Consider the following 12,775-nt stretch of genomic DNA (forward strand, 5'->3'; position numbering starts at 1 on the left):
CCTAGTTCCTCAAAATTGCCTTGGGGCAATTACTCTGGTGTATTTGAATTCTTTTCCAACGTCTTCACGCGTTGGAACAGTTCATCCAATTGACGGAAGCGAACTGTATTTTTACGCCACACTTTGTTTTCCATTGCCACTGTCGCAGAAGAATACAAACCAGGCTCACGCATGTTACCTGTAACGTTTGTCGCGCCAGAAAGATGGACACCGTCGGCAATGGTCAAGTGGCCTGCAATCGCGCAGTTACCACCAATAATACAATGTTTACCAATGGTCACACTGCCAGCAATGGTCGTGCTGCCAGCGATCGCGGTATTTTCACCAATAATATCGTTGTGGGCAACCTGTACTTGGTTGTCGATGATCACACCGTTGTGGATCTCGGTATGACCTAAGGCGCCACGGTCGATAGTTGAATTCGCACCAATTTCGACGCGATCGCCAATACGTACACCACCGGTTTGGGGAATTTTAATCCATTGTCCACGCTCGTTGGCGTAACCGAAACCGTCGGAACCAATAATTGCGCCGGAATGGATAATACAATCTTGGCCTAAATGGACATTGTGATAGAGGGTCACATTGGCCCACAGACGAGTGTTAGAGCCTACGATGGAGTCTTGACCAATCACAGAGCCCGCACCAATCTGCACGTTTTCGCCGAGGATCACATTCGCGCCAATCACCACATTGGCACCAATTGCCACACCTTCGCCTAATTGGGCAGAAGAGTCGATTTGTGCCGAAGGATGGATACCTACGGCCGCCTTGGGCGTGGTATCTAAAAACTGAGCCACACGGGCAAACCCCACATAGGGGTCTTTAACAACTAACGCAGTGCCTGAATAGTCCTGCGCGTCTTTAGCCGACAATAACACCGCACTCGCTTGAGTTGACTCAAGCTGAGCACGGTATTTGCTGTTGGCTAAAAAAGAGATTTGACCCGATTGGGCATGCTCAAGTGTCGCAACGCTGTTGATCACTAACGTTTCATCGCCTTGAACAACGCCGTCTAATAACAGGCTTAGCTCTTTTAAAGTCACACTTTTCATTAATTACTTGCCTTTGCTTAAGGCTTCAACCACTTTGCCACTGATGTCAGCATTTGGCTTAACATAAATGACGGCACCGCGCTGTAAAACTAAATCGTATTTTTCTTTTTCAGCGATAGTGTTAATGGCTTTTTGAACCTTAACTAACAGTTTGTTTTGCTCTTCACCTTGGCGACGACGTAAGTCTTCATCCAAAGCTTTACCTTTTAGCTGATATTCAGATTTTAACGCTTCCATTTTACGAACCAGCTCAGTTTTTTGCGTGTCATTCATTAACGCGCCGTCACGTTGCTGCTTCTCCATCAGAGAGCGCATTTCTTCTTGCATTTTCTGAACTTCAGCCATGCGATCACCAAACTCTGATTTCAGAGATTGGGAGATTTGCTCACGTTGAGGTAACTGTTCAAACACAGCGCCCATATCAACAACAGCAATATTTTCTGCCTGCGCCGCTAAAGGTGCACCTAATAAAGCCAACGTCACCAGGGCACGGTTTACCATCTTGTTCAAAATAGACTCCTTGTTACCTTTGTTATATTCAGCAAAACCTGCCGAGTGTATGCCTTTTAAAAAGTTTTGCCAATATTGAACGAGAAGATCTCTGTTTGATCGCCTTCGTATTCTTTAATCGGCCATGCCAAGCTGAATACCATTGGGCCCATAGGAGATAGCCACTGTAAGCTTAACCCCCAAGACGCTCTGATACGGCCAGGATCACTGTAGTCCTGTAGCTTATCAAATTCTTCCGCTGGCAGCGTTTGATACTTAGCGAAATCGAACTCAGTATCCCATACGTTACCCGCATCGACGAAGAAGCTGGTACGAACAGAGTTAGTGTAAGCCTCATCCAAGAATGGCGTTGGCACAATTAACTCCATGCTCGCAGTTGCAATCGCGTTACCACCGATAGAACGGCCACTGTTAAGTTGGATGCGGTTTGGATCGCCCGGTAAGCTACAACCGTCACCCGATGGATCCGGCGCACAAGGCTCACTTCCACGGAAGAGGAAGAATGAACGTGGACCGACCGAGTTAGACTTAAAGCCTCGCAGTGAGGTACTACCGCCCGAGTAATAGTTTTCCCAGAAAGGCAGGATTTGGTCATTATCATTAAATTGACCATAACCGTTGCCATAACCTAAACGACCACGCGCTAACAGCACAAAACTGTGGCTACGGTTGATGGGGAAATAATAGTTAGTATCGAAGTCAGTCTTAAAGTACTGCAGATCCGAGCCTGGTACTGTCATCTTACCGCTTAAACGCTGTGACGAACCGTCCGTTGGGAAGGTGCCACGGTTTAAGGTACTGCGGTACCAGCCTAAGCTCAGCTCGAAGTTATCGAAGCTTAAATCGGCATTTGGATCATCGTCACGGTAGATATTGTAGAAACGCAGCGCTTGTTCGTAGGCTGAGACTTCTGAAATCGTGTTATGGCGATAGCCAATACCACCGTTGATACGGTTGTATTCATTAATTGGGAAGCCTGAGTTTAATGCCACGCCGTACGAGCTGTTCTTATAGCGTTCAAGGTTAGCCTCATTCGCATCGAACTCGTTCCAGTAAACGCTGCCACCTAAGCTCACGCCATCTTTGGTCCAATATGGATCGGTGTAAGATAAGTTAACGCTCTTAGAATACTTGTTGGTGCTTAAACTCACGCCCGCTTGGTTACCCGTACCGAGGAAGTTATTTTGCTGCACACCAAACTGCAGACTTAAGCCCGATTCAGTACCATAACCCACTCCGGCGTTAAATGAGCCCGATGGCTGCTCTTTAACTTTCACGGCCACATCGACTAAATCGTCGGTACCTGGCACTTGAATGGTTTCGGTATCAACGGTCTCGAAGAAGCCTAAGCGGTTTAGACGAGCTTTAGATTGCTCAACCTGCGCCGAGTTTAACCAAGCACCTTCCATCTGACGCAGTTCGCGGCGCATCACTTCATCTTTAGTAACTGTGTTACCAGTGAAGTTAACCGAACGCACATACACACGTTTACCCGGTTTGATATTGATGTTTAAGGTCACTTCCTTGGTTTTATCATCAATTTCAGGGTAGGTTTTCACTTCAGGGTAAGCGTAACCGAAACGGCCTAAATATTTGCTGTACATCTCTTCGGTGAAGGTCACATCACCGCCGTTGTACATATCGCCCGCCTTAATTGGCAGAATCGATTTCATTAACTCTTCGCGGCCCATTAAGTCGCCGGTGAGGTTAACGTCTTTAACCTTGTACTTCTCACCTTCGTTGACGTTGATGGTGATATACAAACCTTTACGGTCAGGCGTCATCGCCACTTGAGTCGAGGTGACTTCAAAGCGGATATAACCCTTGTTGTGGTAATAGGTTTTAATGGTTTCAAGGTCAGCTTGCAGCTTTTGCTTCTGGTAGCGACGTTCACCGAACAGATCCCACCAAGCCACGTAGTCTTTGAGTTCTAACATGCCGATAAGCTCAGCATCGGTGAACTCTTTGTTGCCAACCACGTTAATTTGGCGAATTTCAGCCGCTAAACCTTCGGTGAACTTGAATTTTAGTTCGACACGGTTACGGGGCAAGTTAATCACCTGCGCTTCGACTTTCGCACCGTATTTACCCACACCGTAGTAGAAGTCTTGTAATCCCTTCTCGATGCCCGTCAGCATAGTACGGTCTAAGGACTCACCGACTTTCACGCCTGAGCCGTCCAGACTTTCCTGTAACTGCTCATCTTTAATGTCTTTGTTGCCTTCAAAGGTCACGGCGCTGATCGTTGGTCGCTCAGTGACTTTGACAATCAACACACCGCCATCATGACTGACTGAGATGTTCTCAAAGTTAGTCGATGCATACAGGCTTTTAATGGCTTGTTGAATTTTTAACTGGTCAACAGTGTCACCCACTTTCACTGGTAAGCTTAACAAGGCAGCACCCAGTGCGACTCGCTGCAAACCTTCAACTTGGATGTCGGTCACTTCAAAGGGTTGGAAAGTATCCGCCAACACAGTCCCTGAAAACGACGCACCGACGAATAACATCGAGGCAAAAAGTTTATTCAATCTCATAGAGCACTTCTAATTATTAGTCTGTCCTTGCTCAGAGTCGGGCAAAGTCATTGAAGAGCGCGATGCTCATCAACATCAGCAGCAATGCTGCCCCAAATCTGAATCCTATTTCCTGTACCTTTTCAGACACAGGTTTACCAGTGATTACCTCAACGAAGTAATACAGCAGGTGTCCCCCATCGAGCACAGGCAATGGCAGCAGGTTAATGATGCCTAAATTGACACTGATAAGCGCGAGGAAACCGAGAAAGTAAACCAAGCCATAGTTTGCACTATTGCCCGCACCCTGTGCGATTGAGATAGGTCCACTTAAGTTTTTCACTGACACATCGCCAGTAAATAATTTGCCAATCATCTTAAAGCTCACAGCAACAAGTTGCCATGTTTTATCCACTGCGATAGCGAAAGAATCGATTGGGCCATATTCGAGTTGTAGGCGCATATTCTCGGGCCATTGCGCCTGAGCAGGGCTCACCCCAAGCACGCCTATATCTTTGCCATCGCTATTTTTAACACTCTCAGGTGTCACAGAGATGGCAAACTGCTCGCCATTACGGCGCACAGTTAACTCCACAGGCACATTGGCAGAATGTTGAATAATGTCAACAAAAGCTTGCCAATCGGTGTAATTTTGGCCATTGATGGCAACCAAAGTATCGCCGACTTTCAGATCACTCTTAGCCGCCGCACTGCCTTCGCTGATGAGCGCAATTTGTGGCTCAATCGCAGGGCGATACACACCCAAACCCAACGCCGTAATCGGCGACTCTTTTTCTGGGTCGAAACGCCACTCGCGGGTATCAAGGGTATAAGTGCGAGCCGTGGTATCTAAACCTTGCAAGCCATTTAGCGGCGCAAGGGAGACGGTTAAGCTGTCATCGCCGATATGGCCTACTAGCGCTAAATTCACTTCTTCCCAATTGCGTACAGGCTGGCCAGAAATTGCCGTCACTTGCATCGGCTCATTCACTTGGATTTGCGCCGCCGCAGTGCCAGGTGTGGTAGAGGTAATAACTGGCTTGAGCGATGGCACGCCAATTAAATACATTAAATACAGTGCAATAATCGCAAAGATAAAGTTTGCAATCGGACCTGCGGCTACAATCGCAATCCGTTGCCATACACTTTTACGGTTAAAGGCTTGGTCCTTTAACTCATCGGGTACGTCTTCTACTCGCTCATCGAGCATTTTGACATAGCCGCCTAACGGGATCATGGCAATGACGTACTCAGTGCCATCTTGACCTACTTTGCGCCAAATCGCCTTACCAAAACCAATCGAGAAACGTTCAACCTTCACGCCACAGCGGCGTGCAACATAGAAATGGCCGTATTCGTGGGCGGTGATAAGCAGCCCAAGCGCAACGATAAACGAACCTAAGTTCCACAAAAAATCTAACATTCCACTCCTTATGTCATCGTAAAATTGGCTTATTCCTCATCAAATGAGGATTAAGCCAATTTCGCTAACTGTTCGCGGGCATATATCCGCGTTTGCGCATCGAGGGCGATAATATCATCGATGCTGGTCATCGTCCGTTTAGGCACTGATGATAAACAAGCTTCATTCACCTTAGCGATATGGGTAAAACCAATCTGTCCCTGTAAAAAAGCCTCAACGGCGATTTCATTGGCGGCATTGAGTACCGTAGTCGCTTCTTGGCCTTGGGCACAAGCGGCGATCGCTAATGCCAAACAAGGGAAGCGATTAAAGTCCGGCTCACAAAAGCTTAACTGTCCGACTTTGAAAAAATCCAAAGGTTCAACGCCAGAGCTAATTCTTTGTGGATAGGACATACAATGTGCAATCGGTGTACGCATATCCGGGTTACCCATTTGTGCGATCACGCTGCCATCGCGGTATTGCACCATCGAATGGATAACGCTCTGCGGATGGATAACCACCTTTAATTGGTCTTTCTGGGTATTAAACAACCAGCGCGCTTCAATAAACTCCAAGCCCTTATTCATCATAGTGGCGGAGTCGACTGAAATTTTCGGCCCCATCGACCAGTTTGGATGTTTACAGGCCTGTGCTGGCGTCATCGACGCAAGGCTGGCAAGCTCAGCGGTCAAGAAGGGGCCGCCCGAACCGGTCAGTAAAATATGGGAAATTCCCGATGCGGCTAGATCACAGCGGCCTAAATTGGCCTGCACTTCTTCGGGTAAACATTGGAAAATCGCATTGTGCTCACTATCAACTGGCAATAGAGTCGCGCCAGAGGCTTTAGTGGCCTCAATAAAGAGTTCACCCGACATCACCAAGGCTTCTTTATTGGCAAGCAATACTCGCTTACCCGCCTTAACGGCGGCTAAGGTGGGCACTAGCCCCGCAGCGCCGACGATAGCGGCCATCACAGTATCCACTTCAGTGGCTGTGACTAAGGCAATGAGTTCATCCTCACCGCTACTGACTTGGATATTAAGCTCGGGGGGAAGCTTGGCTTGTAGCGCTAATGCGGCCTGACTATCGACCATATGGGCGACTTGGGGGCGATGGGTCACACACAGGGCGAGCATCTTATCGACACTCGCATTCGCCACTAAAGCGTAAACACGATAGGCATCGGGATTAGCCGAAATCACACTTAAAGTGCTGGCACCAATCGACCCAGTTGCGCCCAAAATCACCATATTTTGCATAGCGTTACATCCAAAATGCAATGTAGATTAAGGTAAACACCGGCAAGGCCGCAGTGAGGCTGTCGATGCGATCGAGTACGCCACCATGCCCAGGCAGAATCGTGCCAGAGTCTTTGATGCAGGCGGCACGCTTAAACATACTCTCCGATAAATCGCCGAGCGCCGAAATCAGTGCCACGAAAATGGTAACCGCGACCACTAACCCTAATTCCTGCTCAGGCGAAATATACATCACCCCAGCGACAACAATCAGTGTTGTCATCAGGCCGCCCAATAAACCCTCTAGAGTTTTAGCAGGGCTCACCGCAGGCATCAGCTTGGTCTTGCCTACAGCTTTACCGACAAAATAAGCGCCCGAATCGGCCGCCCAGACAATCAGCATCACCAGTAATACCAATGATGCGCCATAGTAAGGCGATATTTGCGAACTAATGGATTTGAGTGCAATCAGCGCCACAAAACAAGGCACTAGGGTAAGTTGTCCAAACATGGACTTTAGCATCGGGTTCTTTTGCCAGAGTTTGGCACTTTTAGGGTAAGTCACCACCAACAGCAGTGACACTATCCACCAGAATGCGCCGATGGCAATCACGGCAAGATAGATAGGATGAATTTGTCCCCTGAGCCAAATGGTGTCGGCGGGAACAATTAAATTCAACGCGATAAGTAAAATACCGACGGTGCAAGTAAAACTCCATTGAGTCACATCACATTGACTATCAATGATCCTGCCCCACTCCTTAGCGGCGATCAGAAACACGGCCACTAAGGCCCAAGCAAAGTACTCTACGGGGAGTAAAAAGATCGCTCCCAAAACTAATGGAATTAACCAAATTGCTGTTATTATACGTTGTTTTAGCAAAAAAAATCCCTCATGACGTTTTACAATGCGCGCATCTCATCAATTTGACTTCCGGTCAAACCAAAACGGCGCTGGCGACTGGCAAAAGTGGCAATCGCTTCATGAAAAGCCTGTTCATCGAAATCAGGCCAAAGGGTGTCCAAAAACACCAATTCAGCATAGGCAGCCTGCCAGAGCACAAAATTGCTGATCCGGTAATCCCCACCAGTACGGATCATTAAATCAACTTCACTCTGATTTTGCATGCATAAATGTTCACTCAAGGCTTCTTCGGTGAACTGACTGCTGGTCATTTCGCCAGTTTCCACCTTTTCAGCTAACTTTTGCGCAGCTTGCAGTATGTCCCAACGACCGCCGTAATTGGCCGCCACATTCAATATCAATCCATTATTACTGGCAGTTTTTTCTTCTGCGGCACGAATTTGTTTTTGTAAACGCGCAGAAAAACGGCTGATATCGCCGATGATATTCAGTCTGACCTGGTTTTTATCCAACAACTTAATTTCCCGTTGCAACACGGTAAAAAACAGTTCCATCAGCAAGCTGACTTCTTTATCGGGTCTGCGCCAATTCTCGCTGGAAAACGCAAATAGCGTCAGCGATTGTATTCCTAACTGACTGGCCGCACTCACCGCACGCCTCACCGCCTTTACGCCGGCTTTATGCCCCATAACTCGTGGTTTGCCCTGGGTTTGGGCCCAACGTCCATTACCATCCATAATAATCGCAACATGTTTAGGTAATGACTGTTTTACGAGTTCAGGTAATACCTCAGGTAAGCTTGTCTGAGCACAAGCATCCTGCTCAGTCGACCTAGATTGCGGATCAAATTCCACTGTGGATGACATCTATTACAACCCTTTAAAATAGACAAACGCCGTGTAGTATACCCCTACACGGCGTAGCAACTCTAGCTTATAGCGCCTGAGATTAGACTTCCATCAACTCAATTTCTTTGGCAGCTAAGATCTCATCGACCTTCTTAATGTGAGCATCGGTGAACTTTTGCACTTCGTCTTCAAAGCGGCGAACATCGTCTTCAGTACATTCTTTGGCTTTTTCGAGCTTCTTCACATCAGAAATGGCGTCACGACGTACGTTACGAATCGCCACACGGCCGCCTTCGGCTTCTGCACGTACGACTTTGATGAAGTCTTTACGACGCTCTTCCGTCAGTGCTGGTAATGGAATACGTAAGGTAGCACCCGCTGACATTGGATTTAAGCCAAGGTCTGAGCTCATGATCGCTTTCTCAACCGCTTGGATTGCACTACGATCAAACACAGTTACTGACAGAGTACGCGCATCTTCGATGCCCACGTTAGCCACTTGGTTAAGCGGTGTCATAGTGCCGTAGTAAGACACTTGGATAGAGTCCAGTAAGCTTGGGTGTGCACGACCAGTACGTACTTTCGCCATTTGGTTCTTAGTCGCTTCTACGCATTTACCCATGCGTTCTTGAGCATCTTTTTTAATATCTGCAATCACGTTAAATGTCCTTCTTGGTCATTAAATAACTTATTTCGCTTTGATCAATGTGCCTTCTTCTTCACCCATGACCACACGGCGCAGCGCACCTGGTTTGTTCATGTTGAATACTAGGATTGGCATGTCATGATCACGCGCCATCGTAAAGGCTGCTAAGTCCATTACTTTTAATTCTTTGTCCAGTACTTCAGTGTACGTTAAATCATCGTACTTGACTGCTTCTGGATTTTTCATCGGGTCGTCAGAATAAACGCCGTCGACTTTAGTGCCTTTTAGCACGACTTCTGCTTCGATTTCAATGCCACGTAAACAGGCGGCAGAATCGGTAGTGCAGAATGGGTTACCAGTACCCGCAGCAAAAATCACTACACGGCCTGATTTTAATAAGCTGATAGCCTCAGCCCAATTGTAGTCGTCACATACCCCTTTTAACGGGATTGCCGACATCAGACGAGCATTAACATAGGCACGGTGCAGGGCATCACGCATGGCCAAGCCGTTCATAACCGTTGCCAGCATACCCATGTGATCGCCCACCACACGGTTCATGCCAGCTTTTGCTAGGCCTTCACCGCGAAATAGATTACCACCACCAATGACCACACCCACCTGAATGCCTAACTCTACCAGCTCTTTCACTTCTTGAGCCATGCGATCTAACACTTTAGGATCGATGCCGAAGCCTTCGTCGCCCATCAGTGCTTCGCCACTTAATTTTAGAAGAATGCGTCTAAATGCAGGTTTTGGATTGGTGCTCATAGTTTTTTGTCCTGGTCATAACAAGACCGCAGCCATTGCTGCGGTCTTGGGGGTATTTAGCGTTGGCGATTAAGCCTTTTTAGAAGCAGCGATTTGAGCAGCAACTTCAGCTGCGAAATCTTCTTCTTTCTTCTCAATACCTTCACCCACTTCTAAACGAATGAAGTTAGTGACTTTAGCGCCTTTCTCTTTCAAGAATTCGCCAACAGTTTTCTTTGGTTCCATGATGTAAGCTTGACCAGTCAGAGAGATCTCACCGGTGAACTTCTTCATACGACCAACAACCATTTTCTCTGCGATTTCAGCAGGCTTGCCTTCATTCATAGAGATTTCGATTTGCAGAGCTTGTTCACGAGCAACTACGTCTGCTGGAACGTCTTCTGGGTTAACGTATTCTGGCTTAGAAGCAGCAACGTGCATTGCTAGGTGCTTCAGAGTTTCCTCATCCGCTTCACCAGTTACTACAACACCAATACGCTCACCGTGACGGTAAGAAGCTAATTGAGTGCCGTCGATGTACTCAACGCGACGAACGTTGATGTTTTCACCGATTTTAGCAACTAGAGCAACACGGGCTTCTTCGAATTGGGCTTTTAAGTCTTCTAAAGACACTTTAGACGCTGCAGCAACGTCTAAAACAGCGTTAGCAAAACCTAAGAAGTTCGCATCTTTAGCAACGAAGTCAGTTTGGCAGTTTACTTCTAACAGTACTGCGAAACCTTCACCGTTTTTGATCAGGATAGTACCGTCAGCAGCGATGTTACCTGCTTTCTTAGCAGCTTTAGCAGCACCAGACTTACGCATGTTGTCAATTGCTAACTCCATGTCGCCGTTGGTTTCTTCTAACGCTTTTTTACAATCCATCATGCCTGCGCCAGTACGCTCGCGCAGTTCTTTAACTTGGGCAGCAGAAATTGCCATTGTTAAATCCTCTCTAAAAATTCGACTAATTTGCAGATATAAAACAGGGGCCGAATGGCCCCTGTTAACCAATCAAAATCTTGGTTAATAAGGGTGATGAAACTCATCCCGCCTTATTATTATTCGGCTTCTACGAAACCGTCTTGCTCAGCTTGAACAGCTAAATCTTGACCACGGCCAGCGTTAGCAGCTGCAGCAACAGAAGTAGTGTACAGGCGAATAGCGCGCATTGCGTCGTCGTTACCAGGAACGATGTAGTTAACACCGTCTGGAGCAGAGTTAGTATCAACAACTGCAACAACAGGGATACCCAGGTTGTTAGCTTCTTTAATAGCGATATGCTCGTGGTCAGCGCCGATAACGAATAATACGTCTGGCAGGCCGCCCATGTTCTTAATACCGCCTAAAGATTTTTCCAGCTTTTCAAGCTCACGAGTACGCATCAGCGCTTCTTTCTTGGTCAGCTTGTCGAAAGTACCGTCTACTGATTGGCTTTCCAGTTCTTTCAGACGCTTGATTGACTGACGAACGGTTTTCCAGTTAGTCAGCATACCGCCTAACCAGCGGTGATCAACATAGTACTGATCGCAAGAGATAGCAGCTTCTTTGATCGCTTCGCCAGCAGCACGTTTAGTACCAACGAATAATACTTTACCTTTCTTTGAAGCAACGTTGCTGATGAAAGCCAGCGCTTCATTGAACATTGGCACAGTATGCTCAAGGTTGATGATGTGAACGCCGTTGCGAGCACCGAAAATGAATGGCTTCATTTTTGGGTTCCAGTAACGGGTTTGGTGACCGAAGTGGACACCGGCCTGGAGCATATCGCGCATTGAAACTGTAGTCATTTCTATTACCTTAAAATTTAGGGGGTTAGACCTCCACGCATCCCATGTCTTCGACCCCGCAGTTAACAGCTGAGGGCACCCCGAAGAATGTGTCGACACGTGTGTGATTTAGTATTTAGATAAATTGCCATGTATAATGGCCGCCATCTTTAGTTTTGCTATCGCCCAAAAGCAGATAAAGCTGCGCTTGGGAAATTCATCAAGACTTAAACATAACGGCGCGCTTTATACCATAAATAGCCCTAAAGCACAAATTTTTGCATCGGGTGGATGCCGCCAATAGACATCGAAGACACAAGAGAAAACGCAATGAGTATAGTCATTAAGACAGCAGAAGAAATCGAGAAAATGCGTGCAGCAGGTAAACTGGCGGCACAGGTATTAGAAATGATCGCCCCTTATGTAAAGGCTGGCGTGAGCACTAATGAATTAAACGATATCTGCGCCAAATATACCGAAGAGCAAGGCGCGATTTCTGCCCCGCTCAACTACCATGGTTTTCCTAAGTCGATTTGTACTTCGTTAAACAACGTTATTTGCCATGGTATTCCGAGTGACCGCGTTCTCAAGGATGGCGATATTCTCAATATCGATATCACAGTCATTAAAGACGGTTACCACGGCGACACCTCTAAAATGTTCTTAATCGGTGAAGTGAGTCCTAAGGACAAGCGCCTATGCCGTATCGCCCAAGAGAGCCTATACCTTGCCATTCGTAAGGTTCGCCCGGGGTTAAAACTGGGGGAAATCGGCAATACTATCGAAAAATTCATCAAAGCCAGCAAAACAGGTCTTGAGAAATATTCCATCGTGCAAGATTATTGTGGTCACGGTATTGGTGCCGGTTTCCATGAAGAACCGCAAGTCATGCACTACCGTAATGGTGACAACACCATTTTACGCCCAGGCATGTGTTTTACCATTGAGCCAATGATCAACGCTGGTCGCCACACCACAGTGTTAGACCGCGATGATAAGTGGACTGTGACCACCTCTGATGGTAAAAACTCAGCCCAGTGGGAGCACACATTATTAGTGACCGAAACCGGTGTAGAAGTCCTGACTCTGCGTGATGAGGAAGATTTTCCGCGGATTATTAATCACTAATGACAATCGTTAAACTATCCACCAAGTCATCATGAGGCTCGGTGG

General features: G+C 47.1%; 12 protein-coding genes. 1 reads left to right on the top strand and 11 read right to left on the bottom strand.

The annotated features are described in order from the left end of the window. Positions 1-29: 29 nt before the first annotated feature. The 11 genes from lpxD to rpsB form a co-directional block, all read right to left on the bottom strand. Positions 30-1,055, bottom strand: a complete 1,026-nt coding sequence (gene lpxD, locus CBX96_RS00585; protein WP_109285350.1) for a UDP-3-O-(3-hydroxymyristoyl)glucosamine N-acyltransferase — start codon at positions 1,053-1,055, stop codon at positions 30-32. A 3-nt stretch (positions 1,056-1,058) separates the two neighbouring features. Further along, positions 1,059-1,556: an OmpH family outer membrane protein gene (locus tag CBX96_RS00590; protein ID WP_011623384.1), complete on the bottom strand. Its 498-nt coding sequence runs from the start codon at positions 1,554-1,556 to the stop codon at positions 1,059-1,061. A 65-nt stretch (positions 1,557-1,621) separates the two neighbouring features. Beyond that, positions 1,622-4,102 carry an outer membrane protein assembly factor BamA gene (gene bamA / locus CBX96_RS00595; protein WP_109285351.1) on the bottom strand — a complete coding sequence of 827 codons (2,481 nt, stop codon included), beginning with the start codon at positions 4,100-4,102 and terminating at the stop codon, positions 1,622-1,624. A 31-nt stretch (positions 4,103-4,133) separates the two neighbouring features. Continuing rightward, on the bottom strand, positions 4,134-5,504 hold the full coding sequence (gene rseP, locus CBX96_RS00600; RefSeq protein ID WP_109285352.1) for a sigma E protease regulator RseP: 1,371 nt from the start codon (positions 5,502-5,504) through the stop codon (positions 4,134-4,136). A 50-nt stretch (positions 5,505-5,554) separates the two neighbouring features. After that, the gene (ispC, locus tag CBX96_RS00605; RefSeq protein WP_109285353.1) at positions 5,555-6,745 is read right to left on the bottom strand and encodes a 1-deoxy-D-xylulose-5-phosphate reductoisomerase; all 1,191 of its coding nucleotides are present in this window, start codon (positions 6,743-6,745) and stop codon (positions 5,555-5,557) included. Positions 6,746-6,749: 4 nt separating this feature from the next. Next, positions 6,750-7,607: a phosphatidate cytidylyltransferase gene (locus CBX96_RS00610; RefSeq protein WP_011623388.1), complete on the bottom strand. Its 858-nt coding sequence runs from the start codon at positions 7,605-7,607 to the stop codon at positions 6,750-6,752. 20 nt (positions 7,608-7,627) lie between these two features. After that, the gene (gene uppS, locus CBX96_RS00615) at positions 7,628-8,455 is read right to left on the bottom strand and encodes a polyprenyl diphosphate synthase (protein ID WP_011626708.1); all 828 of its coding nucleotides are present in this window, start codon (positions 8,453-8,455) and stop codon (positions 7,628-7,630) included. 82 nt (positions 8,456-8,537) lie between these two features. Next, the gene (gene frr, locus CBX96_RS00620) at positions 8,538-9,095 is read right to left on the bottom strand and encodes a ribosome recycling factor (protein WP_011623390.1); all 558 of its coding nucleotides are present in this window, start codon (positions 9,093-9,095) and stop codon (positions 8,538-8,540) included. A gap of 30 nt (positions 9,096-9,125) precedes the next feature. Further along, positions 9,126-9,854 (bottom strand): UMP kinase, encoded by a 729-nt coding sequence (gene pyrH, locus CBX96_RS00625; RefSeq protein WP_109285354.1) that lies wholly within the window; start codon positions 9,852-9,854, stop codon positions 9,126-9,128. 69 nt (positions 9,855-9,923) lie between these two features. Further along, a complete protein-coding gene (tsf, locus tag CBX96_RS00630; RefSeq protein ID WP_011623392.1) occupies positions 9,924-10,775 on the bottom strand; it encodes a translation elongation factor Ts in 852 nt (283 codons plus the stop codon). Between the two features lie 119 nt (positions 10,776-10,894). Beyond that, positions 10,895-11,623: a 30S ribosomal protein S2 gene (gene rpsB / locus CBX96_RS00635; RefSeq protein WP_011071784.1), complete on the bottom strand. Its 729-nt coding sequence runs from the start codon at positions 11,621-11,623 to the stop codon at positions 10,895-10,897. Positions 11,624-11,932: 309 nt separating this feature from the next. Here rpsB and map point away from each other — a divergent pair, with 309 nt between their 5' ends. Continuing rightward, positions 11,933-12,730, top strand: a complete 798-nt coding sequence (map, locus tag CBX96_RS00640; protein WP_041408815.1) for a type I methionyl aminopeptidase — start codon at positions 11,933-11,935, stop codon at positions 12,728-12,730. The last annotated feature ends 45 nt before the right edge of the window (positions 12,731-12,775 follow it).

This window comes from Shewanella sp. BC20 (assembly GCF_003129585.1).
GTDB lineage: Bacteria > Pseudomonadota > Gammaproteobacteria > Enterobacterales > Shewanellaceae > Shewanella > Shewanella seohaensis.

Bases quoted from the DNA above. Each gene is read 5' to 3' on its own strand.
- lpxD (WP_109285350.1), bottom strand. From the start codon at position 1,055: ATGAAAAGTGTGACTTTAAAAGAGCTAAGCCTGTTATTAGACGGCGTT.
- CBX96_RS00590 (WP_011623384.1), bottom strand. From the start codon at position 1,556: ATGGTAAACCGTGCCCTGGTGACGTTGGCTTTATTAGGTGCACCTTTA.
- bamA (WP_109285351.1), bottom strand. From the start codon at position 4,102: ATGAGATTGAATAAACTTTTTGCCTCGATGTTATTCGTCGGTGCGTCG.
- rseP (WP_109285352.1), bottom strand. From the start codon at position 5,504: ATGTTAGATTTTTTGTGGAACTTAGGTTCGTTTATCGTTGCGCTTGGG.
- ispC (WP_109285353.1), bottom strand. From the start codon at position 6,745: ATGCAAAATATGGTGATTTTGGGCGCAACTGGGTCGATTGGTGCCAGC.
- uppS (WP_011626708.1), bottom strand. From the start codon at position 8,455: ATGTCATCCACAGTGGAATTTGATCCGCAATCTAGGTCGACTGAGCAG.
- pyrH (WP_109285354.1), bottom strand. From the start codon at position 9,854: ATGAGCACCAATCCAAAACCTGCATTTAGACGCATTCTTCTAAAATTA.
- tsf (WP_011623392.1), bottom strand. From the start codon at position 10,775: ATGGCAATTTCTGCTGCCCAAGTTAAAGAACTGCGCGAGCGTACTGGC.
- rpsB (WP_011071784.1), bottom strand. From the start codon at position 11,623: ATGACTACAGTTTCAATGCGCGATATGCTCCAGGCCGGTGTCCACTTC.
- map (WP_041408815.1), top strand. From the start codon at position 11,933: ATGAGTATAGTCATTAAGACAGCAGAAGAAATCGAGAAAATGCGTGCA.